We start from the raw sequence: 18,960 nt of genomic DNA, 5'->3' as shown, positions 1-18,960 counted from the left end.
GCAATAATGGCTGGAAAAAGACCGGAATGATCGAACTGATCCGTACCAACGACGCCGTGCTGCTTTCCTTTGCGGAAAGCCTGATGAAGGAAGCCGGCATCCATTGCCTGATCGCCGACGAGGCGATGAGTATCCTCGAAGGCTCTCTCGGCATGCTGCCGCGCCGCTTCCTGGTCGAGATCGACCGGGAGGATGAGGCACGGCAGATTTTCCAGGATGCGGGGTTGGCGGCGGAGCTGCGCCCGTGAGCGATGCCGGCCCGACGTTCGCGCAGACGGCTGTCACCGAAACCGTCGATGCCTTCCACTACGGCCGGTTCCACGTCGTCCAGCCGAAGGGCATAGGGCACCGCTCCGGCATGGATGCGATGCTGCTTGCTGCCCTCGTCGCCGGCGACGGGCCGATGCGGGTGGCGGATCTTGGCGCGGGCGCCGGGGCCGCCGGCCTTGCCGTTGCCGCGCGCATCGAAAAAGCCGAGGTGCTGCTCGTTGAGCGTTCGCCCCTGATGGCCGAGTTCGCCCGCAAGTCGGTCGCCTTGGCTTCGAATGCGGCCTTCGCCGGGCGTGTTTCCGTTCTGGAGGCGGATGTGTCGCTGTCCGGCAGGGCACGCGTGGCCGCCGGCTTGTCCGACGACGTGCACGACCACGTCATCATGAACCCGCCCTTCAACGATGGCGCCGACCGGCGGACGCCGGACGCGTTGAGGGCGGAGGCGCATGCGATGGACGATGACCTCTTCGAGCGCTGGATCAGGACGGCAAGCGCCATCCTCAAGCCCGGAGGCCAACTCTCGCTGATCGCCCGGCCGGAATCGATCGCCGACATCATTGCCGCCTGCGGCCACCGCGTCGGCGGCATCGAGATCACGCCCATCCACCCCCGCACGGGCGAAAGCGCCCATCGTATCCTCGTGACCGCCATAAAGGGTTCGCGCGCGCGCCTTGCCTTGCGCATGCCGCTCGTGATGCATGACGGCCCGCAGCATGCCTTCGCGCCCTTCGTGAACGATCTCAACAATGGCCGTGCCAGCTATCCACGCCTGTCAAAAACCCGAATTTGAGGGCGCGCCATTGTGTTTTCGCCCGTCGTGCATACATCAGCCGGGCAGATAAACAGGAGACAGGATCGCGTGATGGCCGGATTTTTGAAGACGCTGGTGCCGAAGAGATTTCGCAAGGAAGGTGTCGCAATCCCGGTCGTCAGGCTGAGCGGAGCGATCATGGCGACGGGCAGCCAGTTTCGGCCGCCGCTCAATCTCGCCACGGCGGCACCCGCACTGGAAAAGGCTTTTGCCTACAAGCAGGCACCGGCGGTGGCGATCTCCATCAACTCGCCCGGTGGCTCGCCGGTCCAGTCGCGCCTGATCTTCCAGCGTATTCGTGAGCTCGCAGCCGAGAACAACAAGCGCGTGCTCGTCTTCGTCGAGGATGTCGCGGCGTCCGGCGGTTACATGATCGCGCTTGCCGGCGACGAGATCTTTGCCGACCCCACCTCGATCGTCGGCTCCATCGGCGTCGTCTCCGGCGGCTTCGGCTTTCCGGAAATGCTGAAGAAGATCGGTGTCGAGCGCCGCGTCTATACGGCCGGCAGCAACAAGGCGATCCTCGATCCATTCCAGCCAGAGCGCGAGAGCGATATCGAGTATCTGAAGTCGCTCCAGCTCGAAATCCACCAGGTCTTCATCGACATGGTGAAGGAGCGTCGCGGCGCAAAACTCGCCGACGACCCGGACCTGTTTTCCGGCCTGTTCTGGACCGGCGGCCGGGGGAAGACGCTCGGCCTCGTCGACGGGCTCTCGGACATGCGTTCGGAGTTGAAGCGGCGCTACGGGCCGAAGACGCGGCTTGAGCTGGTTTCGGCGCCCAAGGGTCTGTTCGGCCGCAAGGCGCCGGGCATCGGGGGGCTTTCCGAGGACATGGCGGGCCGTATAGGTTCGGCTGGCGTCGCGGCGGTCGCCGGGCTCGCGGAAGAAAAGGCGCTGTGGGGCCGCTTCGGGCTTTCCGGATAAGGCGCAATAGTTTTTGGGGGAGGGGCTATGGCCCAGTTCATCTTTCTGCTTCTGGTCGTCGGCGTTGCCTGGTTCGGCTACCGCAAGTTCATTGCGGATGCCGAGCGGCTGAGCAAGATCAACAAGCGCGCCCAGGAAGAGCGCCGCACCGGCGCAACCGGCACGCTCGTCAAGGATCCGGAAACGGGAGAGTACCGCGTGCGCCGGGACGACGAGTAGCGTTGCGGCACAGCCGCGTGTCGTCGTGGGACCGGCAAAACGAGCCGTTCGTGCCGGCCTGGTACATTAACCATTCTACGTAAGGTTAATATCGGATTTACGCACATGCAGCCTGGGGTTTTACTTGCCCTCGCGCGCAGGAAGACCGATCTAGCGGTCAGGGTCGCCATGAGGGCGCCCCTCTGATGCGCCTGCAATGAACGGAGTACACCATGGCCTCGCTCGACCTCGACCGGATTCGCACCATCGTCGTGACGGGTGGTGCTGGCTTCGTCGGTTCGCACATCGTCGATGACCTCCTCGCCCATTGCCCGAATGCGCGCATTCGCGTGCTCGATTCCGTCACCTATGCTGCCGACATGTCGCATCTCGATGCGGCCTTCCGCACGGGCCGCGTGACGTTGCAGGAAGGCGACGTCGGCAATCTCGACCTTGTGACCGAGGTTTTGAAGGATGCCGATCTCGTGGTCCATACGGCGGGCGAAAGCCATGTCGAGCGGGCCTTTTCCGTGCCGGAACGCTTCACGCTCGCCAATGCGCTCGGCACCCAGGTTCTGGTGGAGGCGATGGGCCGCCGCCGCGTGCCGCTGATGATCCATATCAGTTCCGCCGAAGTCTACGGCGCCGGCAACGGCCAGCCGATCGGTGAGCTCGCGCCGCTGCTGCCCGACAATCCGCACGGCGCCTCCAAGGCCGCCGCGGAGATGCTGATCGCCGGCCTGCGCCGGTCCTTCGATCTCGATATCCGCGTACTGCGCCCGGTCAACATCGTCGGCACGCGCCAGAACGCGGAAAAGCTGCTGCCGCGCTTCATGGAGTTCGCGACCGTCGGCCGGCCGCTTCCGGTGCATGGCGACGGCGCGCAGAAGCGGGCCTTCGTCACCGTCGCGGATGTCTGCTCGGCCTTGCGCGCCGTCGTTTCCAGCGGCGCGGAAAACGCCACCTACAACGTCGCCGGCGACGAGCTGTACGATGTCCTTTCCATCGCCCGCATGGTGCTCGATACGGTTCAGGGCTCCGTCGCAGGCGTCAGCTTCACCGGCGGCCGGCCCGGCAATGTCACCCGCTCGCCGCTCGATACGCAGGCGCTGCGCGCACTTGGCTGGCGGGCGTCAGGTTCGTTGCGCCGTGAACTGCCGGTGCTTGCGGCCTGGTACGGTTCACGCGTGCCGGGCGGCCTTCGTCGGCAGATGAGCCAGGTGCCGGATTTGGCACCCCAGCGGGTCCAGGCCGTCACGCAGGTTGCCGGCTCGGGCCTCTTCCGTTCGCTCGAACGGCATTGAGCGCATTGCAGGCAGCCGCCCGAAACCCTTGACCCCTTGGGCGCATCGTGGCACCAGTCCGCCAGCTTTTCCAAAGAATGCTGGACGAAACCGATGACCTCTGCCGCCCTGCCTGACCACATGAACCCGACCCGCTCCTTCCAGGGGCTGATCCTGACGTTGCACGCCTATTGGGCGGACAAGGGCTGTGCGGTGCTTCAGCCCTATGACATGGAAGTGGGTGCGGGCACGTTCCACCCGGCAACGACGCTGCGGGCGTTGGGTCCGCGCCCATGGCGCGCCGCCTATGTGCAGCCGTCGCGCCGCCCGTCCGACGGCCGCTACGGCGAAAACCCCAACCGTCTCCAGCACTACTACCAGTACCAGGTCATCCTGAAGCCGAACCCGTCGAACCTTCAGGAACTCTATCTCGGCTCGCTCGCTGCCATCGGCCTCGATCCGCTGCTGCACGACGTGCGCTTCGTCGAGGACGACTGGGAAAGCCCGACGCTCGGCGCCTGGGGTCTCGGCTGGGAATGCTGGTGCGACGGCATGGAAGTCTCGCAGTTCACCTATTTCCAGCAGGTCTGCGGCATCGAATGCTCGCCGGTCGCAGGCGAACTGACCTATGGCCTCGAGCGCCTCGCCATGTATGTGCAGGGCGTCGACAATGTCTACGACCTCAACTTCAACGGCCGCGAGGGCGATGAAAAGATCACCTATGGTGACGTCTTCCTGCAGGCCGAGCAGGAATATTCCCGCCACAACTTCGAATTCGCCGACACGGCCATGCTGCACCGCCATTTCATCGATGCGGAGAAGGAGTGCCAGGCGCTGCTCGCCGCCGGTGCGCCGGGCGATGCGGATAACCAGCGCCTGCACAAATGCGTGCTGCCGGCCTATGACCAATGCATCAAGGCCAGCCACGTCTTCAACTTGCTGGATGCGCGTGGCGTGATCTCCGTCACCGAGCGCCAGAGCTACATTCTGCGCGTGCGCGCGCTTGCAAAGGCCTGCGGCGAAGCCTTCCTGCTGACGGATGCCGGCGGCGTGAACTGGACCAAGAGCGCGGCTTGATCTGTGCCTAGCGTCGTCGGCTAAGGTCGAGGACGGCTTGAGCGAAGGCGTCCGGCTTTTCCTGCGGCAGGTTGTGCCCGGCACCGGGAACGATGCGACGCTCATAAGATGCCGTGAAGTGCCGCCTGTCGTGATCGACGGGCGAGGGGGGGTCGACGCCATCGTCGGCCCCCATCAACACGATCGTCGGAACGGTGATATCCGGCTGCCGTGCCAGCCGGGCCTCTATGCCCGCCAGCGCCGGATCACCCGGAATGCCGCCGAAGCGATGCCGGTAGGAATGGATGACGATCTCGACGAAATCCGGATTGTCGAAGGCGGCCGCCGAGCGGTCGAACGTCGCCGCGTCGAAACCCCATGTCGGTGACCAGAGTTTCCAGATGAAAGTGCAGAGACCCTGGCGGTTTTCCTGCAAGGCTCTGCGACCGCGCTCCGAATGAAAATAATACTGGTACCAGTATCGCGCCTCTTCCTCCGGCGCGGCCGGCGTGCCCGCCTGCGCGATGTTCTGGATGTTATACCCCTGGCCGCAGCTAACGAGTCCCAGCACTCGCTCCGGCCAGAGCGCCGAGACGATGCAGGCGGCGCGCCCGCCCCAGTCGTATCCGCCAAGATAGGCCTTTTCGATGGACAGCGCGTCGAGCAGGGCGAGGAGGTCCGCGCCGAGCGCCGATTGCTCGCCGGAGCGGGGCGTTTCTGCGGAAAGAAAGCGCGTGGCGCCGAAGCCGCGTAGGAACGGCACGATGCAGCAATGGTCGGCTGAGGCAAGCGTTTCGCAGACCGCGTCATAGGCGTGTCCATCATAGGGAAAGCCGTGCAGCAACACGGTGGCAGGCCCATCGGCAGGCCCGGCCTCGATATAGGCGATCTCGAGAGACCCGGCGGCGACAGTTTTCATCCCATGGTCCTCCGTCACGGACAGGCAGGCCGCAACGGCGGCACCGCCGTTTCAATATGACCGGCGGGATCGTTTCGGCAAGGGTGGCGGGCGGAGGCAGCGGCGCCTCAAGCGATCGTGGTGACCTTCACGCCGAGTTCCCAGACGGGCTTCAGCGTGGGGAAGGTACCGGTGGGGAGTTGGCCGGCATAGGTCTGGAGCGCCCGGCGTACACCCTTCGGACGGTCGACCGTAGCGCCCATCGTGTAGGCGAGGAACAGGGCGGTGAAACCGAGAACGTTGATGGTGAGGACGAGGGCTTTCATGACGGTCGCTTCGGGGTTCGTGTTGTTGATGAGCGACTATCGGGCAAAGCACGCCGCCGCGCGGTTCCCGCGGTGACAGGGGCGTAGTGGCCCCTCATCCGGCCCTTTCGGGCCACCTTCTCCCCAGCGGGGAGAAGGTGCCGGCAGGCGGGTGAGGGGGGCTTTCCTGCGCCAGCGCGAATGCTAAGTTCACACGCAACACACAGAAGGAGCGGAGAACGTCATGATCGGTCTGGCAATCGCGGCGGTGGTCGTCATCTACGCCATCATCATCTACAACGGCCTGGTGCGTGCCCGGCAGGTGAAGGAAGAGTCCTGGTCCGGCATCGACGTGCAGCTGAAGCGCCGCGCCGATCTCATTCCCAACCTCATCGAGACCGTGAAGGGCTACGCGAGCCACGAGAAGGAGACGCTGGAAAAGGTCGTCGAGCTGCGCAACCAGGCGCAGGCCGTGCCAGCAGGCGATGTCGCCGGCCGCGCCCAGGCGGAAGGCCTGCTCAGCCAGGCGCTCGGCCGCATCTTCGCCCTTGCCGAGGCCTATCCGGACCTAAAGGCCAACGAGAACTTCGCCGAGTTGCAGCAGTCGCTGGAAACGCTGGAGGACGAGATCCAGATGTCGCGCCGCTACTACAACGGTGCCGCCCGCGATCTCAACGTCAAGGTCGAAAGCTTCCCGTCGAACCTTGTTGCCAGCCTCTTCAAATTCATCAAGGCGCCCTATTTCGAGATCGAAAACCCGGCCGACCGGGCCGTGCCGACCGTAAAGTTCTAGATTTGGGGTCCCCTATGATGCGGATTGCCGCTCTCCTGACGCTGTGGCTTTGCCTTCTGGTCGGGGGTGCCGCCCGGGCGGAAGAGTATTTCGACCGCTACCATTCCGATATCGCGCTTGCCAAGAACGGCACGCTGACGGTGACGGAAACGATCCGCGTCTATGCCGAGGGCAACCAGATCCGCCGCGGCATCTACCGCGATTTCCCACTGACCTTCGTCGATGCCGAAGGGCGGGAGCGCGAGGTCGGCTTCAAGATCCTCAGCGTCGAGCGCGACGGCCGACCGGAACCCTACCGCACGGAAAGCATCCGCCGCGGCATCCGCATCTATTTCGGCTCGGCGGACGTGCTGCTCGATCCCGGTTTCCACCAGTACCGGCTGACCTACGAGACGACCCGGCAGATCCGCTTCTTCGACACGCATGATGAACTGTTCTGGAATGTCACCGGCACCGAATGGGCCTTTCCCATCCATCGCGCGAGTGCAACGGTGACCCTGCCGGAGGGTGTGCGCGCCGAGGAACTGACCGTCTTTACCGGCCCGCTTGGTGCAACGGGCAAGGATGCGCGCGCGGAAAACCGCGGCAATCAGGCAAGCTTCGTAACGACGCGCGAACTGGCGGCCCAGGAGGGCCTGACGATCGGCGTGAAAATGCCGGCCGGCAGCATCAGCCGCCCGACGCCGGAGGAGGAGCGGGCACTCTTTTTCCAGGACAACCGCAATCTTTTCCTCGCCTTCGGCGGCCTCGTCCTCGTCGTCGGCTATTATCTGTGGGCCTGGCTTTCCGTTGGGCGCGATCCGCCGCGCGGCGTCGTCGTGCCGCGCTGGGATGCGCCGGAGGGCATGTCGCCCGCACTCGTCAACTATATCGACGAGAAGGGGTTTGGCGGGCAGGGCTGGACGGCGATTTCGGCCTCCTTCCTCAACCTTGCGGTCAAGGGGTTGGTCGAGCTTCAGGACCTGAAAAAATCGATTGTCGTCACCCGCGCGGACAAGACAGCCGGTGACCTGCCGACGGGTGAAAAGGTGCTGCTCGGCGCGCTGGGTGCTGCCGGCACGAGCCTTGCCATTGACAAGTCGAACGGCAAGCGGGTGCAGACACTCGGCGGCGATTTCCGCGATGCCATGGAAAAGGAGCACCGGCGCAAATATTACCTCGCCAACTGGCCGCAGGCGATCGGCGGCATCCTGCTGTCGCTTGCCTGCCTGGCCGGCCTGCTGGTCTTCGGCTCGCTGCCGGAGGAGGGCATCGTGCTCGTCATCCTGCCGGTCTTTGCCTCGGTGTTCGTGTCGATCTTCGCGGTCGCGCTCGGCCAGAATTTCAGGCGCTCGAAGTCGCTCGGCGCGCGCATTTTTGCGGTCGCCATCATCGCCTTCATCAGCTTCGTCTTCCTCACGGTCTTCGGCGGCATCGTGCTCGCACTGTTTGCCACTGGTGCTGCAACCGGCCAGTTGCCGCTGTTTGCCGCCATCGGCGGCATCGTCGTCACCAATCTCGTCTTTTTCTTCCTGATGGGCGCGCCCACACCGCTCGGCCGCAAGATGATGGACGGCATTGCGGGCCTGCGCCAATACCTGACGCTCGCCGAAAAAGACCGCATGAACATGGCCGGCGCGCCAGAAATGTCGCCCCGCCATTTCGAGACGCTGCTGCCCTATGCCGTGGCGCTCGGCGTGGAAAAACCCTGGTCGGAGACATTCGACCATTGGCTCCTCGCCGCGGCCGCCGCCGGTGCCGCCGCCACCTACCAGCCCGTCTGGTACCACGGCGACAGCCTCTCCTCCGGCAATTTCACCGACCGCATGGGCGGCTTCGCCGGCTCCATGGCCGGCACCATGACCTCCTCATTGCCCGACCCGCCGAAAAGCTCGTCCTCCGGCTTCTCGTCGGGCGGCGGTGGCGGCTCCTCCGGTGGTGGAGGCGGTGGAGGCGGTGGCGGCGGATGGTAGGTCTGCCGTAATCCATGCAGTGGACGGATGTATCATTCAGTGATACAAGTGTGGAGGCGCTGAAATGATCAGGGCATTCCGGGGCAAGCTTGTCGAAATGGTCGCCGATAGTTCGGTGAAGAAGGGATTTCCTCCTGAACTCGTTCGACGCGCCCAGCAATTGCTCACTGTGCTGCACGCCGCGGTACCGATTGAAGATCTTCGGTCACCACCCGGTAACCGGCTGGAAAAACTGGCGGGCGATCGGGAAGGGCAACATTCGATCCGCATCAACAGGCAATGGCATATCTGTTTTCGCTGGACGGCGGCCGGGCCTGAGGATGTTGAGATTGTCGATTATCATTGAAGATAGGAATGTGTGATGGTCTCGCCAAAGCTGCCGCCGATCCACCCGGGGGAAATCCTGAACGATCTCTATCTTGCCCCGCTGGAGATGAGCGCGGGCGCGCTTGCAGGTAAATTGAACGTGCCGCGGACGCGAGTCGAGCGCATCGTTTCCGGCCGTGTCGGCATCACCTCCGATACGGCGCTTCGCCTCGCCAAGTTTTTCGGCACGACGCCCGAATTCTGGATGAATTTACAGACGGCTTATGAGTTGAAGATCGAAGCGGAGCGCAAGAAGGCCGATATTGCACGCATTCCCGTTCATGACGCGGCCTGAAAGAGGCGTTTTCAGGCAATCACCGGATGACAATTCGCATGGGGCTTGCTAAGTCCCGGCCAGTTGAAAAATCAAGTGTTTGTTGAACCCCATGCCCGATCTCCTGCTTGAACTCCGCTCCGAGGAAATTCCCGCCCGCATGCAGCGCAAGGCGGCGGGTGACCTGAAGAAGCTTGTCACCGACGCGCTGGTGGAAGCGGGCCTGACCTATGAGGGTGTCCGCGAATACTGGACGCCGCGGCGTCTGACGCTCGATATCCGTGGCCTCAATGCCCGCTCCAGCGACGTGCGCGAGGATATCAAGGGGCCGGCAACGTCAGCACCCGAGCAGGCGATCCAGGGCTTTCTGCGCAAGGCGGGGCTCGCCTCGGTCTCCGAAGCCCATGTGCACAGCGATCCGAAGAAGGGCGATTTCTATGTTGCCCATCTCGTGAAGCCCGGCCGTCCGGCCGACGAGATCATCGCGGACGTCATGCCCGGCATCATCCGCAATTTCCCCTGGCCGAAGTCGATGCGCTCCGGTGTCGCCTCGGCGAAACCCGGTGCGCTGCGCTGGGTGCGCCCGCTGCAATCGATCGTCTGCACCTTCGGCTCGGAAACGGAAGAAACTCGCGTCGTGCCCTTCGAGGTCGATGGGCTCGTTGCCGGCAATGTTACCTACGGCCACCGCTTCCATGCGCCCGAGCCGATCACCGTGCGCCGCTTCGAGGATTACGCCGCCAATCTGGAGAAGGCGAAGGTCGTGCTCGATGCCGAGCGCCGCAAGCAGATCATCGCCACCGACGCCAACAATATCGCCTTCGCCAACGGCCTCGAACTGGTCGAGGACGAGGGCCTGCTGGAAGAAGTTTCGGGCCTCGTCGAATGGCCGCAGGTGCTGATGGGCACCTTCGAGGAAGAGTTTTTGGCGATCCCGTCGGAAATTATCCGCCTGACGATCAAGACGAACCAGAAGTGTTTCGTCACCCGCAAGCCGGGCGCCGACACGCTCTCCAACCACTTCATCCTCATCGCCAATATCGAGGCGAAGGACGGCGGCAAGGAGATCGTGCACGGCAACGGCAAGGTCGTGCGCGCGCGTCTTTCGGACGCCAAGCATTTCTGGCTGCGCGACCAAGGCGACCTGCCGGACCTCGACACCCTCAAGGCCTCGGCGGAAAAGTTCGACCTCGACCTGAAAAAGCCGCTCGACCAGCGCATGGCCAAGCTCGATGCGCTGAACGTGACGTTCCACGCCAAGCTCGGCACGCAGGGCGAGCGCGTCGCGCGCATCCGCAGGCTTGCCGCTGAACTCGCGAAGGTCACCGGTGCCGATGCTGCGCTCGTCGACCGCGCCGTGGTGCTCGCAAAGGCGGACCTGCGCACGGAAGCCGTCGGCGAATTCCCGGAACTCCAGGGCATCATGGGCCGCAAATACGCGGCGCTGCAGGGCGAGGACGCGGCTGTCGCCGAAGCGATTGAAGATCATTACAAACCGCAGGGCCCGTCCGACCGCGTACCCGCTGGCAAGATCGGCCTCACCGTGGCGCTTGCCGACAAGCTCGACACGCTGATCGGCTTCTGGGCGATCGATGAGAAGCCCACCGGCTCCAAGGACCCCTATGCCCTTCGCCGTGCCGCGCTGGGTACAGTTCGGATTTTCTTGGAACGAGGATTGCGCCTCAATCTCCTTGATCAATCTTTCGCAAGGTTCATTTTTGAGAACTTTGAACAGCAGCTGAGAGTTTTGGCCGGCGCTGATGCCGCGTTGGCGTTCCGTCGCCGTCAGGAAGAAAAAATCGAGACTGACGGGCTCGACCCGCCGGCAGACGCTTGGGATGACGCTTCCAGCACGATCGATGATATCGAGCACGGATTGTTCGGTACCGCACTGGATGTGCAGCACGATCTCCTGGCCTTCTTCCAGGATCGCCTCAAGGTGTACCTCCGCGACATGGGCGCGCGCCATGACCTGATCGACGCCGTGCTGACGCCGGAGGCCGATGATCTGTTGATGGTCGCCCGCCGTGTCGAGGCGCTGACGGCGTTCATCACCTCGGAAGAGGGGCAGAACCTGCTCGCCGGCACCAAGCGCGCCACGCAGCTTCTGGCAGCGGAAGAGAAGAAGGGCACTGTCGTCGAAGGCGCGGTCTCGGCCGATCTGCTGAAGCTCGATGCGGAAAAGGCGCTCTACGCTGCTGTCGAAATTGCCTCGCGTGACGCGGCTGCCGCCGTTGCACAGGAGGATTTCCGCTCCGCGATGGAAGCACTGTCCACGCTGCGTGCGCCGGTCGATCAGTTCTTCAACGACGTGCTCGTCAATGACGAGGACCCGGCTATCCGCGCCAACCGCCTCGCTCTCCTCGCCGCCATCCGCGCGGCGACCGGCACGGTTGCGGATTTCTCGAAGATCGCGGGGTGAGGGACGGGCGCTGATGGCCGGAAAGATCCTCATCAGTGCCTGCCTTGCCGGCCTGCCGGTGCGCTACAACGGCTCGGCGAAACCGCTGGTGCATGACGCTGTCGATCGCTGGAAGGCGGAGGGGCGGCTGGTCACGCTCTGTCCGGAGCTGGCGGGCGGCTTCCAGGTGCCGCGGCCGCCGGCGGAAATCGAAAACGGTTTGGACGGCGACGACGTGCTCGACGGACGGGCGCGGGTGCTGGAATTATCCGGCGGCGACGTCTCCGCGGCCTATATCGCCGGTGCGCAGACCGCGCTCGATGTGGCGCGGGAGAACGGCTGCCGGCATGCGCTGCTCATCGATGGCAGCCCGTCCTGCGGGTCCGGCTTCGTCTATGATGGCAGCTTTTCCGGTGTGCGGCATGCGGGGCAGGGCGTGACGGCGGCGCTGCTGCGCCGGAACGGCATTGCCGTCTATTCCGACCGGGAGGTCGAGCAACTCGCGTGTAATCTCGGAGAGGGCGGCTAACACGCCTGCGCCCCCGCTTGAGGTCAGGGGCGCAAAACGTCCGTTTTCACGGATCCAACAGCCTGGAGGGACTGAAGGGCAGGGTCCCTCCAATATGGGGTCAATTGAGCCGAAGTGCAAACTTCGATGGATCAAACTCGCGTGAGGAGGCCATCGTCGCCGTCGCTGCCTTGTGCGCAGCGGTCTCGTCCACGGCGCTCGTCTTGGCGCTGGCATCGACGGTTTCCGTCGCCGTGGCGTTCTCCTCCACCGGCTTTTCAACCTCTGCCGCCTGCACTGTCTCGGCCGGCGCCTTGCTGACGAAGAGCACGGGCGAACCGCCCATCCAGGCCTCGGTGCGGAAGATCTTGCGCTCGCCGTCCGCTTCGCGGATCTCGACCTTCTGCGTGCCGGGCTCGATTGAGTCGACATGGTAGGTGTCGAGCGAGCGTTTCGGCTTCAAGGGCGGGCAGTCGTTGCAGGTGATCGTCTCGATGCTGGTGCCTGCGGATGCGGCCTTGGCAACAGGTTCGAAGGACCCGGCAAAAGCGGGGGCGGCAAGAAGCACGAAGGCAAGGGTCGGCAGCAGGGTACGCATCAACGGTTCTCCCTAATCATGGGAGGAGAATAGCGCCCGCCGGTTACGGTCCCGTCAGGGGATATGGTAAAATTTGAACGACCGGGCGATTTTTACCGCCCGCTTCAGGCCTGTTCGCGGGCGACGGCGCGCCAGCCGATATCGCGGCGGCAGAAGCCGTTGTCCCATTTTACCCGGTCGAGCGCCTGATAGGCGGCCTTTTGAGCGTCTGCAACGGTACCTGCAACCGCCGTGACATTGAGCACGCGCCCGCCGGTCGCGACCAATGTGCCGTCCTTCAGGGCTGTGCCGGCATGAAACACCTTGGTGCCTTCGTCGTCCGCCGGGAGCGACAGAATCGGCGTGTTCTTCTCATAGCTGCCCGGATAGCCCTTCGAAGCCATGACGACGGTCAGCGCCGGCGCATCGCGCCATTCGGCGGAAACCTTGTCGAGCCGGCCGATCGCCGCCGCATGCAGGATCGGCAGCAGATCGCTTTCAAGCCGCATCATCAGCACCTGGCATTCCGGATCGCCGAACCGTGCATTGTATTCGATGAGTTCAGGACCTTTGGCGGTGATCATCAGCCCGGCGAAGAGCACGCCCTGGAATGGATGGCCATCCGCCGCCATGCCGCGGATCGTCGGTTCGATGATCTCCTTCATCGTGCGCTCGACCATGTCTGATGTCATCACCGGGGCCGGCGAATAGGCGCCCATGCCGCCGGTGTTCGGGCCGCTATCGCCGTCGCCGACGCGCTTGTGATCCTGGGCGGAGGCAAGCGGCAGAGTATTCACGCCGTCGCAGAGGCAGAAGAAGCTTGCCTCTTCGCCATCGAGAAAGGCTTCCACGACGACTTCAGCGCCTGCAGCGCCGAACGCGCCGTCAAAACAGTCGTCGACGGCGGCAAGCGCCTCGTCGAGCGTCATGGCGACGGTTACGCCCTTGCCGGCGGCAAGCCCGTCGGCCTTGATGACGATCGGCGCACCTTGTGCGTTGACATAGTCTTTAGCCGAAGCGGCATCGGTAAAGCGCTGGTAGGCGCCGGTCGGGATGTCGTATTTGGCGCAGAGGTCCTTGGTGAAACCCTTGGAGCCCTCAAGCTGGGCCGCGGCCGCGGAGGGGCCGAAAACATCGATGCCATCGGCGCGCAACACATCGGCAATGCCGGCGACCAGCGGGGCTTCAGGCCCGACCACGACAAAACTCACGCCATTGTCCTTGCAGAAGGCCGAGACGGCGGCATGGTCGTCGATATCAAGGGAAACGAGCGTCGCGCATTCGGCGATACCAGGATTGCCAGGCGCCGCATAGAGCGTCTCAAGAAGGGGCGATTGCGCCAGCTTCCAGGCAAGGGCGTGCTCGCGTCCGCCCGATCCGATCAACAGAACCTTCATGCCCGCACCCTCGATCCGTCCTTGGTTGTGAGGCGGGTTAAGCGGGCGAGGCCGAAAGGTCAAGGGCTGCGGGGCGTCAGAGCGTCGCCGCGCCCTTTTCCTCCACGCTACGGCCGAGGTTTTCCAGCTCGGTGTCGATCAGGTGCACGTCCTCGTACCAGCCGTCGTCCTCGACCATGGCGCTTTCGGTGGCGGCGCGCTGGAGGGCGCGGGCTTCGGTACGCAGCTTTTCCAGTTTTTCGATCTTTTCCTTGCGGGAGAGGCCGGTATCTGTGCGGATCGCGTTCAGCTTCAGCTCCATCGTGCTGATGGTCATGGGAAAACTCCTTGTTTCGTCTCTTAAAAAACGCAGACTGGAGCGAATCGTTCCGGCTTCGTGGTCTGAACGATGGTTAGCGAAACGGTAATGAAACGCGGCTAATGTTCACCAAATCAAAGGTTTCGGCAGCCCGCGGCGGGTCTGCCGGTGAAGCGAGGATTTTAGTTTTGCGTATCCGTGTTTCGACCGCAATGACTGCGGCCGCCCTGTTGTTTGCGCCTGCAAGCGCCTTTGCCGGCGATTATTTCTGGTCCGGTGACTGGTATCTGAAGGTCGGCGCTGCCGGCTTTGCCGCCCCGGACTACGAAGGCGCCAAGAAGTACCTGTTCCAGGTCACTCCGATGATCTCGCTCGGCAAGGCCGGCAGCACCGTGCGTTTCTCCTCGCGCAACGACAACCCGTCCTTCGCGCTCATCGACAATGGCGGTTTTCGCGCCGGCGCGACCGGCAAGCTGGTCATGTCGCGTGACGACGGCGATTCCGACGACCTCAAGGGCCTGACCCCGGTAAAGTTCGGCGGCGAACTCGGCGCGTTCGCTGAAGCCTACCCGACCGACTGGCTGCGCGTGCGCGGCGAAGTGCGTCACGGCATCCGCAGCCATGACGGCATTGTCGCGGACATTTCGGCCGACGCCTTCGTCGACGTGCGGCCGGACGTGCGCCTCTCGGCGGGCCCGCGTGTCACGATCGCCTCGAACGACTATATGGACACCTACTACGGCGTGAAGCCAAGCCAGGTCGCAGAATCCGGCCTTGACGCTTTCGATCCGGATGGCGGTATCCATTCGGTTGGTGCCGGTGCCGCCATCACCTGGCAGGTCAACGAGAAGATCGAGACCAGCGCCTTTGCCGAATACAAGCGCCTCGTCGGTGATGCCGCGAAGTCGAGCCTCGTCAAGGAGCGCGGCGACAAGAACCAGTTCCTGATCGGCCTCTCCGCCACCTACCGCTTCGATTTCACGTTGCCGTAACCGGCTGCGGCTTCGTGCCGGCTTGACCGTGGCGAGGCCGCTTGCGATCTAGGGGGATGATCACCTCTCCGTCCGATTCCGGCCGCGTCGCCGATGCGCCGTCCAACAACTGGGTCTACCGCGCGCTGCCGCGCGCCGCCTGGCCCTATGCACAGCTTGCGCGCTGGGACCGGCCGATCGGCTGGCAACTCCTGCTCTTGCCCTGCCTCTGGTCGACGGCGCTGGCGGCCAACCTTTCGGCGGCGGTCGGCACGTTCGATCTGACGCGTTTCGTCACGCATCTCCTGCTGTTCTTCATCGGCGCCGTCGCCATGCGCGGCGCCGGCTGCACCTATAACGATCTCGTCGACCACGATATCGATCAGGCGGTCGCCCGCACCCGCTCGCGCCCGCTGCCGTCGGGCCGCGTCACGCGCCGGCAGGCGAAGATCTTCATGGCGCTGCAGGCGCTTGTCGGCCTTGTCGTGTTGCTGCAGTTCAATCTTTTCGCCATCGTGCTCGGCGTCGCGTCGCTGGCGATCGTCGCGATCTATCCCTTTGCCAAGCGCTTCACCGACTGGCCGCAATTCTTCCTCGGCATGGCCTTTTCCTGGGGCGCGCTGATGGGTTGGGCGGCGGAGTTTTCGGAGATTTCGAGCGCCTCTATCGCGCTCTACATAGCCGCCATCGCCTGGACGATCGGCTATGACACGATCTATGCCCATCAGGACAAGGAAGACGACGCGCTGATCGGCGTGCGCTCCACCGCGCGGCTGTTCGGCGAGAATACGGCGCAGTGGCTGATGGGGCTCTATGGCCTGACGGTGGCGCTGATCGCGCTGTCGTTCTGGCTCACCGGTGTCGGTCTTGTCGCCTGGCTCGGCCTTGTCGCCGCCGGCATCATGCTCGCCTGGCAGATTGCCACGCTCGACATCGATGATCCCGAACAGTGCCTGGCACTGTTCAAGTTCAACGGTGTCGTCGGGCTGATTCTGTTCCTGGGCCTCGTTGCCGCGCTGCCCTTCGCTTAGAGCAATTCCGGCAAAACTGCGCAGCGGTTTTACGTTCCCAACTGCGCAAGACCATTAATTCAGGCGGTCTTCAGCGCACTTTCGGACGTGGCTTCGGTCCCGACGCGGCGGGCGCCGCCATATTCCGTCGTACGGTCGAAGCCGACACCGGATGCACCGGAATGGCGGCTGGTGGCAACGACCTGGAACGCGTTCAACGCGCCACGGTGGAAGGACAGCGCGCAAAGCGACAGATACAGCAGCCAGATACGCGTCTGCGGCATGCCGACCAGAGCCGCACCCTCTTCCTTGCGGTCATAGAGACGACGGACCCAATGTTCCGTCGTGTAGCCGAAATGCTCGCGCACGGCCTCGACCTCGTGGACCTCGAAGCCTGCCCGTTCCAGGGCGCCGGTGGTCATGCCGACATGGTCAAGCTCGCCGCCGGGGAAAATGTATTTGACGATGAACTGCATGTAGGGCGTGAGTTTTGGAAAGTCCTCCGGCCGCTCGGTGTTCCGCCGGAAGCTTGCCTGGCCGAAATAAACGCCACGCGGGCGCATGTGCTTGCGCAGGTATCGATAGAAATCGTGGTGGTTGGCGATGCCGACATGCTCGATCATCTCCACCTGCGCGATCTTGTCGAAGATCTTGTCGTCGGAGATGCTGCGGCAATCGCGCAGCTCGATCTTGACCTTGTCGCCCAGGCCCATCTTGGCGATCTTGGCGTTGACGAAGTCAAACTGTTCGGTGGACAGCGTCGTGCCATAGGCGTCGACGCCGTAATGCTTTGCCGCGTAGCACAGGAGGCCGCCCCAGCCGCAGCCCGGGTCGAACAGACGATCGCCCGGCGCCAGGCGCAGCTTGCGGCAGATAAGGTCCAGCTTGTTGAGCTGTGCTTCGTCGAGCGTGGCATCGGGCGTCGGGAAATAGGCCGACGAATAGACCATCTCCTCGTCGAGGAAGAGGCTGTAGAACTCGTTGGAAAGATCGTAGTGGAAGCCGATCATCTCCTTGTCGTCTCGCCCGCTGGTCGGGGTGGCGCCCGCCTTCTTGGTGAAGCGCTTGACGAAGGACGAAGCCGAATAGCTCTTGAGCAGGATGGGCAGGGCCATTTTCAGGAGCCGCGCCTTGTTGACCTTCTTGGGAAGCCGCAGGAACTGGAGATGATCCACGCCGCGCATCGCATCGACCGGGTTGGCGCCGACGATATCGAGATCGCCCGTGGCGTAGAGTTCGGCGACGCTGATCAGCGAGGGTTCGCGCAGCAGGCGGCGAAGCACGTTGGCGGAAGCGACGACGAAACGAATTTCGTCCTGGGCGTCCTTGCCGAGCGGGATGACCGTGCCATCCCAGAGCTCAAGGCAGATATTGACGTTGAGATGCTTGGCCAGCTCTCCGATAACTGCTTTGGTTGCTTCCAGCTCACGCTGCGTACCGAGTTCCCGAGACATACAAGACTTTCCGACGTTTCAAACCGGAGTGCAATTGCGCTGTTTCACTGCCGGATGTCAACCGCTGCGGGCAGGCGTCGGACAAATGGCGACCGCATTGGCCGGCGCGCGGCCTAGCGGTAACGGGGCGAGCGCGCGCCCACATGCGGCCGCTCTTCCGAGCGGCGCAAAGTCGCCGGATGCATCGCGATCTCGAAACCCCGGCGCGGTGGGCGGCCGCGCTCGATGAGAGCTGCGTCGGCCTTGCGGATCTGGACGAGGAGGGTGGTGAAGAGCTTTGCCATGATGATCGGTCCCTTGCGTTCGTGCGGGCTTTGCCGCTGTGTTGAACGCTGTTTCCCACGCCGGGCGCGTGAAAAGTGTTCCGGAGGGAACAGGGCACGAAAAAGCCGGCCGCAGGGAACGGCCGGCTCTTCTGGAGGTCATGTCTTCGTCAGGCATCAACGCCGGGCGATGATTTCCCGACCGTCGATCTTCATCTGGACGCCAAGCTTGCCCGTCGTGCGGCGCACGAGGAAGCGCGGGCGGCGATCCGCGAAATAGGAGTGGCGGCGGCGCGGCTTGGCGGGGCGGCTGCCGACGGTCAGGTTGTCGTCGAGCGGCCGGGCGATGCCATCGGCTTCGACCATCAGCATCGGAATGCGATAGGCTTCCGCCCAGCTGCGCCAGTCGGCGGCGATATCGCAGAGATCATGCGCCACGAGCAGCGGAATGCAGAGGTCCGGGTCGGGGTGATGCAATTCGAGGGTAACGGTCACGTCGCCGTTGCCGTGGTCGATGGCGCGGGCGGCAACACCCTTGAAGGCGCGGGCCGGCAGTGCGATCGAAAGCGGCAGGCCGCTCGACGGCAGAACCTTGCGCAGCACGGCGCCACGCTCGTCGAGGGTGATGGTGGCATCGGTTCCTTCGCCACGCAGCTCGAATGTCACCTGCTGCGGGAAGCGCTTGGGATCGAGCCGGAGCGTGTTGCCGGCCCATGCCGGCTTGGAAACGGTATTCAGCATGTCTTTCGCCCTTGTTTTCCTTGAGAGCCCTATCCGGTCTTCTCATTGGGACTTTGCGTCCTCTGAGGGGGAGAATAGGCGGGGCCCCTTCCTCGCCGCTTAAAAATTGCGGTTAAGAAAACTTTGCGCTTCCCGATGGTTAGCAAAACCGCACGGCGTAGGGTTTAGGGAAGGTGAACGCTGCGGCCCGCAGGTGTCCCACGCTCC

The 18,960-nt window shown here is 63.8% G+C and carries 22 protein-coding genes; 14 read left to right on the top strand and 8 right to left on the bottom strand.

What is annotated here, in order from left to right:
- Window positions 1–26: 26 nt before the first annotated feature.
- The 6 genes from BSY16_RS10675 (at window position 27) to BSY16_RS10650 (ending at window position 4,566) form a co-directional block, all read left to right on the top strand.
- Window positions 27–248, top strand: coding sequence for a putative signal transducing protein (locus tag BSY16_RS10675; RefSeq protein WP_069059637.1), 222 nt, complete (start codon window positions 27–29; stop codon window positions 246–248).
- A complete protein-coding gene (locus BSY16_RS10670; RefSeq protein ID WP_069059636.1) occupies window positions 245–1,060 on the top strand; it encodes a tRNA1(Val) (adenine(37)-N6)-methyltransferase in 816 nt (271 codons plus the stop codon). Before BSY16_RS10675 ends, BSY16_RS10670 begins: the two co-directional genes overlap by 4 nt.
- A 72-nt stretch (window positions 1,061–1,132) precedes the next feature.
- Window positions 1,133–2,008, top strand: a complete 876-nt coding sequence (locus tag BSY16_RS10665) for a S49 family peptidase (RefSeq protein ID WP_069059635.1) — start codon at window positions 1,133–1,135, stop codon at window positions 2,006–2,008.
- Between the two features lie 27 nt (window positions 2,009–2,035).
- The gene (locus BSY16_RS10660) at window positions 2,036–2,227 is read left to right on the top strand and encodes a hypothetical protein (RefSeq protein ID WP_069059634.1); all 192 of its coding nucleotides are present in this window, start codon (window positions 2,036–2,038) and stop codon (window positions 2,225–2,227) included.
- 212 nt (window positions 2,228–2,439) lie between these two features.
- Window positions 2,440–3,510: a dTDP-glucose 4,6-dehydratase gene (locus tag BSY16_RS10655; RefSeq protein WP_069059633.1), complete on the top strand. Its 1,071-nt coding sequence runs from the start codon at window positions 2,440–2,442 to the stop codon at window positions 3,508–3,510.
- Between the two features lie 120 nt (window positions 3,511–3,630).
- The gene (locus tag BSY16_RS10650; RefSeq protein WP_069061493.1) at window positions 3,631–4,566 is read left to right on the top strand and encodes a glycine--tRNA ligase subunit alpha; all 936 of its coding nucleotides are present in this window, start codon (window positions 3,631–3,633) and stop codon (window positions 4,564–4,566) included.
- A gap of 7 nt (window positions 4,567–4,573) precedes the next feature.
- Here the strand turns inward: BSY16_RS10650 and BSY16_RS10645 are convergent, their stop codons facing one another.
- Together BSY16_RS10645 and BSY16_RS10640 are read right to left on the bottom strand one after the other, a co-directional pair.
- Window positions 4,574–5,464: an alpha/beta fold hydrolase gene (locus tag BSY16_RS10645; RefSeq protein WP_069059632.1), complete on the bottom strand. Its 891-nt coding sequence runs from the start codon at window positions 5,462–5,464 to the stop codon at window positions 4,574–4,576.
- Window positions 5,465–5,571: 107 nt separating this feature from the next.
- Window positions 5,572–5,769: a hypothetical protein gene (locus BSY16_RS10640; protein ID WP_069059631.1), complete on the bottom strand. Its 198-nt coding sequence runs from the start codon at window positions 5,767–5,769 to the stop codon at window positions 5,572–5,574.
- A 223-nt stretch (window positions 5,770–5,992) separates the two neighbouring features.
- Here BSY16_RS10640 and BSY16_RS10635 point away from each other — a divergent pair, with 223 nt between their 5' ends.
- From BSY16_RS10635 to BSY16_RS10610, 6 genes are all read left to right on the top strand, one after another.
- Window positions 5,993–6,541, top strand: coding sequence for a LemA family protein (locus tag BSY16_RS10635; protein WP_069059630.1), 549 nt, complete (start codon window positions 5,993–5,995; stop codon window positions 6,539–6,541).
- Window positions 6,542–6,555: 14 nt separating this feature from the next.
- Window positions 6,556–8,493 carry a DUF2207 domain-containing protein gene (locus tag BSY16_RS10630; protein WP_069059629.1) on the top strand — a complete coding sequence of 646 codons (1,938 nt, stop codon included), beginning with the start codon at window positions 6,556–6,558 and terminating at the stop codon, window positions 8,491–8,493.
- Window positions 8,494–8,557: 64 nt separating this feature from the next.
- Complete coding sequence (locus BSY16_RS10625; RefSeq protein WP_069059628.1) at window positions 8,558–8,839, top strand: type II toxin-antitoxin system RelE/ParE family toxin; 282 nt, start codon at window positions 8,558–8,560, stop codon at window positions 8,837–8,839.
- A 15-nt stretch (window positions 8,840–8,854) separates the two neighbouring features.
- Window positions 8,855–9,154: a HigA family addiction module antitoxin gene (locus BSY16_RS10620; RefSeq protein WP_069059627.1), complete on the top strand. Its 300-nt coding sequence runs from the start codon at window positions 8,855–8,857 to the stop codon at window positions 9,152–9,154.
- Window positions 9,155–9,245: 91 nt separating this feature from the next.
- Window positions 9,246–11,555, top strand: coding sequence for a glycine--tRNA ligase subunit beta (gene glyS, locus BSY16_RS10615; RefSeq protein ID WP_069059626.1), 2,310 nt, complete (start codon window positions 9,246–9,248; stop codon window positions 11,553–11,555).
- 13 nt (window positions 11,556–11,568) lie between these two features.
- Window positions 11,569–12,063, top strand: a complete 495-nt coding sequence (locus tag BSY16_RS10610; protein ID WP_069059625.1) for a 2-thiouracil desulfurase family protein — start codon at window positions 11,569–11,571, stop codon at window positions 12,061–12,063.
- Window positions 12,064–12,163: 100 nt separating this feature from the next.
- On the opposite strand, the gene BSY16_RS10605 is transcribed toward BSY16_RS10610, so the two are convergent.
- From BSY16_RS10605 to BSY16_RS10595, 3 genes are all read right to left on the bottom strand, one after another.
- Complete coding sequence (locus tag BSY16_RS10605) at window positions 12,164–12,640, bottom strand: plant virulence effector HPE1-like domain-containing protein (RefSeq protein WP_069059624.1); 477 nt, start codon at window positions 12,638–12,640, stop codon at window positions 12,164–12,166.
- Between the two features lie 104 nt (window positions 12,641–12,744).
- Window positions 12,745–14,016: a phosphoribosylamine--glycine ligase gene (purD, locus tag BSY16_RS10600; protein ID WP_069059623.1), complete on the bottom strand. Its 1,272-nt coding sequence runs from the start codon at window positions 14,014–14,016 to the stop codon at window positions 12,745–12,747.
- Window positions 14,017–14,092: 76 nt separating this feature from the next.
- On the bottom strand, window positions 14,093–14,332 hold the full coding sequence (locus BSY16_RS10595) for a hypothetical protein (RefSeq protein ID WP_069059622.1): 240 nt from the start codon (window positions 14,330–14,332) through the stop codon (window positions 14,093–14,095).
- Window positions 14,333–14,502: 170 nt separating this feature from the next.
- On the opposite strand from BSY16_RS10595, the gene BSY16_RS10590 reads away from it, so the two are divergent.
- Together BSY16_RS10590 and ubiA are read left to right on the top strand one after the other, a co-directional pair.
- A complete protein-coding gene (locus BSY16_RS10590; RefSeq protein WP_083242884.1) occupies window positions 14,503–15,306 on the top strand; it encodes a MipA/OmpV family protein in 804 nt (267 codons plus the stop codon).
- Window positions 15,307–15,362: 56 nt separating this feature from the next.
- Window positions 15,363–16,316: a 4-hydroxybenzoate octaprenyltransferase gene (gene ubiA, locus BSY16_RS10585; protein WP_150129929.1), complete on the top strand. Its 954-nt coding sequence runs from the start codon at window positions 15,363–15,365 to the stop codon at window positions 16,314–16,316.
- Window positions 16,317–16,375: 59 nt separating this feature from the next.
- On the opposite strand, the gene BSY16_RS10580 is transcribed toward ubiA, so the two are convergent.
- The 3 genes from BSY16_RS10580 to BSY16_RS10575 form a co-directional block, all read right to left on the bottom strand.
- On the bottom strand, window positions 16,376–17,749 hold the full coding sequence (locus tag BSY16_RS10580) for an SAM-dependent methyltransferase (protein WP_069059620.1): 1,374 nt from the start codon (window positions 17,747–17,749) through the stop codon (window positions 16,376–16,378).
- 113 nt (window positions 17,750–17,862) lie between these two features.
- The gene (locus BSY16_RS32400) at window positions 17,863–18,033 is read right to left on the bottom strand and encodes a hypothetical protein (RefSeq protein ID WP_160861619.1); all 171 of its coding nucleotides are present in this window, start codon (window positions 18,031–18,033) and stop codon (window positions 17,863–17,865) included.
- 156 nt (window positions 18,034–18,189) lie between these two features.
- On the bottom strand, window positions 18,190–18,753 hold the full coding sequence (locus tag BSY16_RS10575; RefSeq protein ID WP_069059619.1) for a DUF6101 family protein: 564 nt from the start codon (window positions 18,751–18,753) through the stop codon (window positions 18,190–18,192).
- Between the last annotated feature and the right edge of the window lie 207 nt (window positions 18,754–18,960).

This window comes from Sinorhizobium sp. RAC02 (assembly GCF_001713395.1).
Classification (GTDB): domain Bacteria; phylum Pseudomonadota; class Alphaproteobacteria; order Rhizobiales; family Rhizobiaceae; genus Shinella.
The sequence above is the reverse complement of the archived record's forward strand: the minus strand, read 5'-3'. Positions and strand labels throughout refer to the sequence as shown.

Excerpts from the sequence above, each read along its gene's own strand:
- BSY16_RS10650 (WP_069061493.1), top strand. The coding sequence starts at position 3,631 with ATGAACCCGACCCGCTCCTTCCAGGGGCTGATCCTGACGTTGCACGCC.
- BSY16_RS10665 (WP_069059635.1), top strand. The coding sequence starts at position 1,133 with ATGGCCGGATTTTTGAAGACGCTGGTGCCGAAGAGATTTCGCAAGGAA.
- purD (WP_069059623.1), bottom strand. The coding sequence starts at position 14,016 with ATGAAGGTTCTGTTGATCGGATCGGGCGGACGCGAGCACGCCCTTGCC.
- BSY16_RS10635 (WP_069059630.1), top strand. The coding sequence starts at position 5,993 with ATGATCGGTCTGGCAATCGCGGCGGTGGTCGTCATCTACGCCATCATC.
- ubiA (WP_150129929.1), top strand. The coding sequence starts at position 15,363 with ATGATCACCTCTCCGTCCGATTCCGGCCGCGTCGCCGATGCGCCGTCC.
- BSY16_RS10675 (WP_069059637.1), top strand. The coding sequence starts at position 27 with ATGATCGAACTGATCCGTACCAACGACGCCGTGCTGCTTTCCTTTGCG.
- BSY16_RS10645 (WP_069059632.1), bottom strand. The coding sequence starts at position 5,464 with ATGAAAACTGTCGCCGCCGGGTCTCTCGAGATCGCCTATATCGAGGCC.
- BSY16_RS32400 (WP_160861619.1), bottom strand. The coding sequence starts at position 18,033 with ATGGCAAAGCTCTTCACCACCCTCCTCGTCCAGATCCGCAAGGCCGAC.
- BSY16_RS10580 (WP_069059620.1), bottom strand. The coding sequence starts at position 17,749 with ATGTCTCGGGAACTCGGTACGCAGCGTGAGCTGGAAGCAACCAAAGCA.
- BSY16_RS10630 (WP_069059629.1), top strand. The coding sequence starts at position 6,556 with ATGATGCGGATTGCCGCTCTCCTGACGCTGTGGCTTTGCCTTCTGGTC.
- BSY16_RS10575 (WP_069059619.1), bottom strand. The coding sequence starts at position 18,753 with ATGCTGAATACCGTTTCCAAGCCGGCATGGGCCGGCAACACGCTCCGG.
- glyS (WP_069059626.1), top strand. The coding sequence starts at position 9,246 with ATGCCCGATCTCCTGCTTGAACTCCGCTCCGAGGAAATTCCCGCCCGC.
- BSY16_RS10595 (WP_069059622.1), bottom strand. The coding sequence starts at position 14,332 with ATGACCATCAGCACGATGGAGCTGAAGCTGAACGCGATCCGCACAGAT.
- BSY16_RS10625 (WP_069059628.1), top strand. The coding sequence starts at position 8,558 with ATGATCAGGGCATTCCGGGGCAAGCTTGTCGAAATGGTCGCCGATAGT.
- BSY16_RS10640 (WP_069059631.1), bottom strand. The coding sequence starts at position 5,769 with ATGAAAGCCCTCGTCCTCACCATCAACGTTCTCGGTTTCACCGCCCTG.
- BSY16_RS10610 (WP_069059625.1), top strand. The coding sequence starts at position 11,569 with ATGGCCGGAAAGATCCTCATCAGTGCCTGCCTTGCCGGCCTGCCGGTG.
- BSY16_RS10620 (WP_069059627.1), top strand. The coding sequence starts at position 8,855 with ATGGTCTCGCCAAAGCTGCCGCCGATCCACCCGGGGGAAATCCTGAAC.
- BSY16_RS10655 (WP_069059633.1), top strand. The coding sequence starts at position 2,440 with ATGGCCTCGCTCGACCTCGACCGGATTCGCACCATCGTCGTGACGGGT.
- BSY16_RS10660 (WP_069059634.1), top strand. The coding sequence starts at position 2,036 with ATGGCCCAGTTCATCTTTCTGCTTCTGGTCGTCGGCGTTGCCTGGTTC.
- BSY16_RS10605 (WP_069059624.1), bottom strand. The coding sequence starts at position 12,640 with ATGCGTACCCTGCTGCCGACCCTTGCCTTCGTGCTTCTTGCCGCCCCC.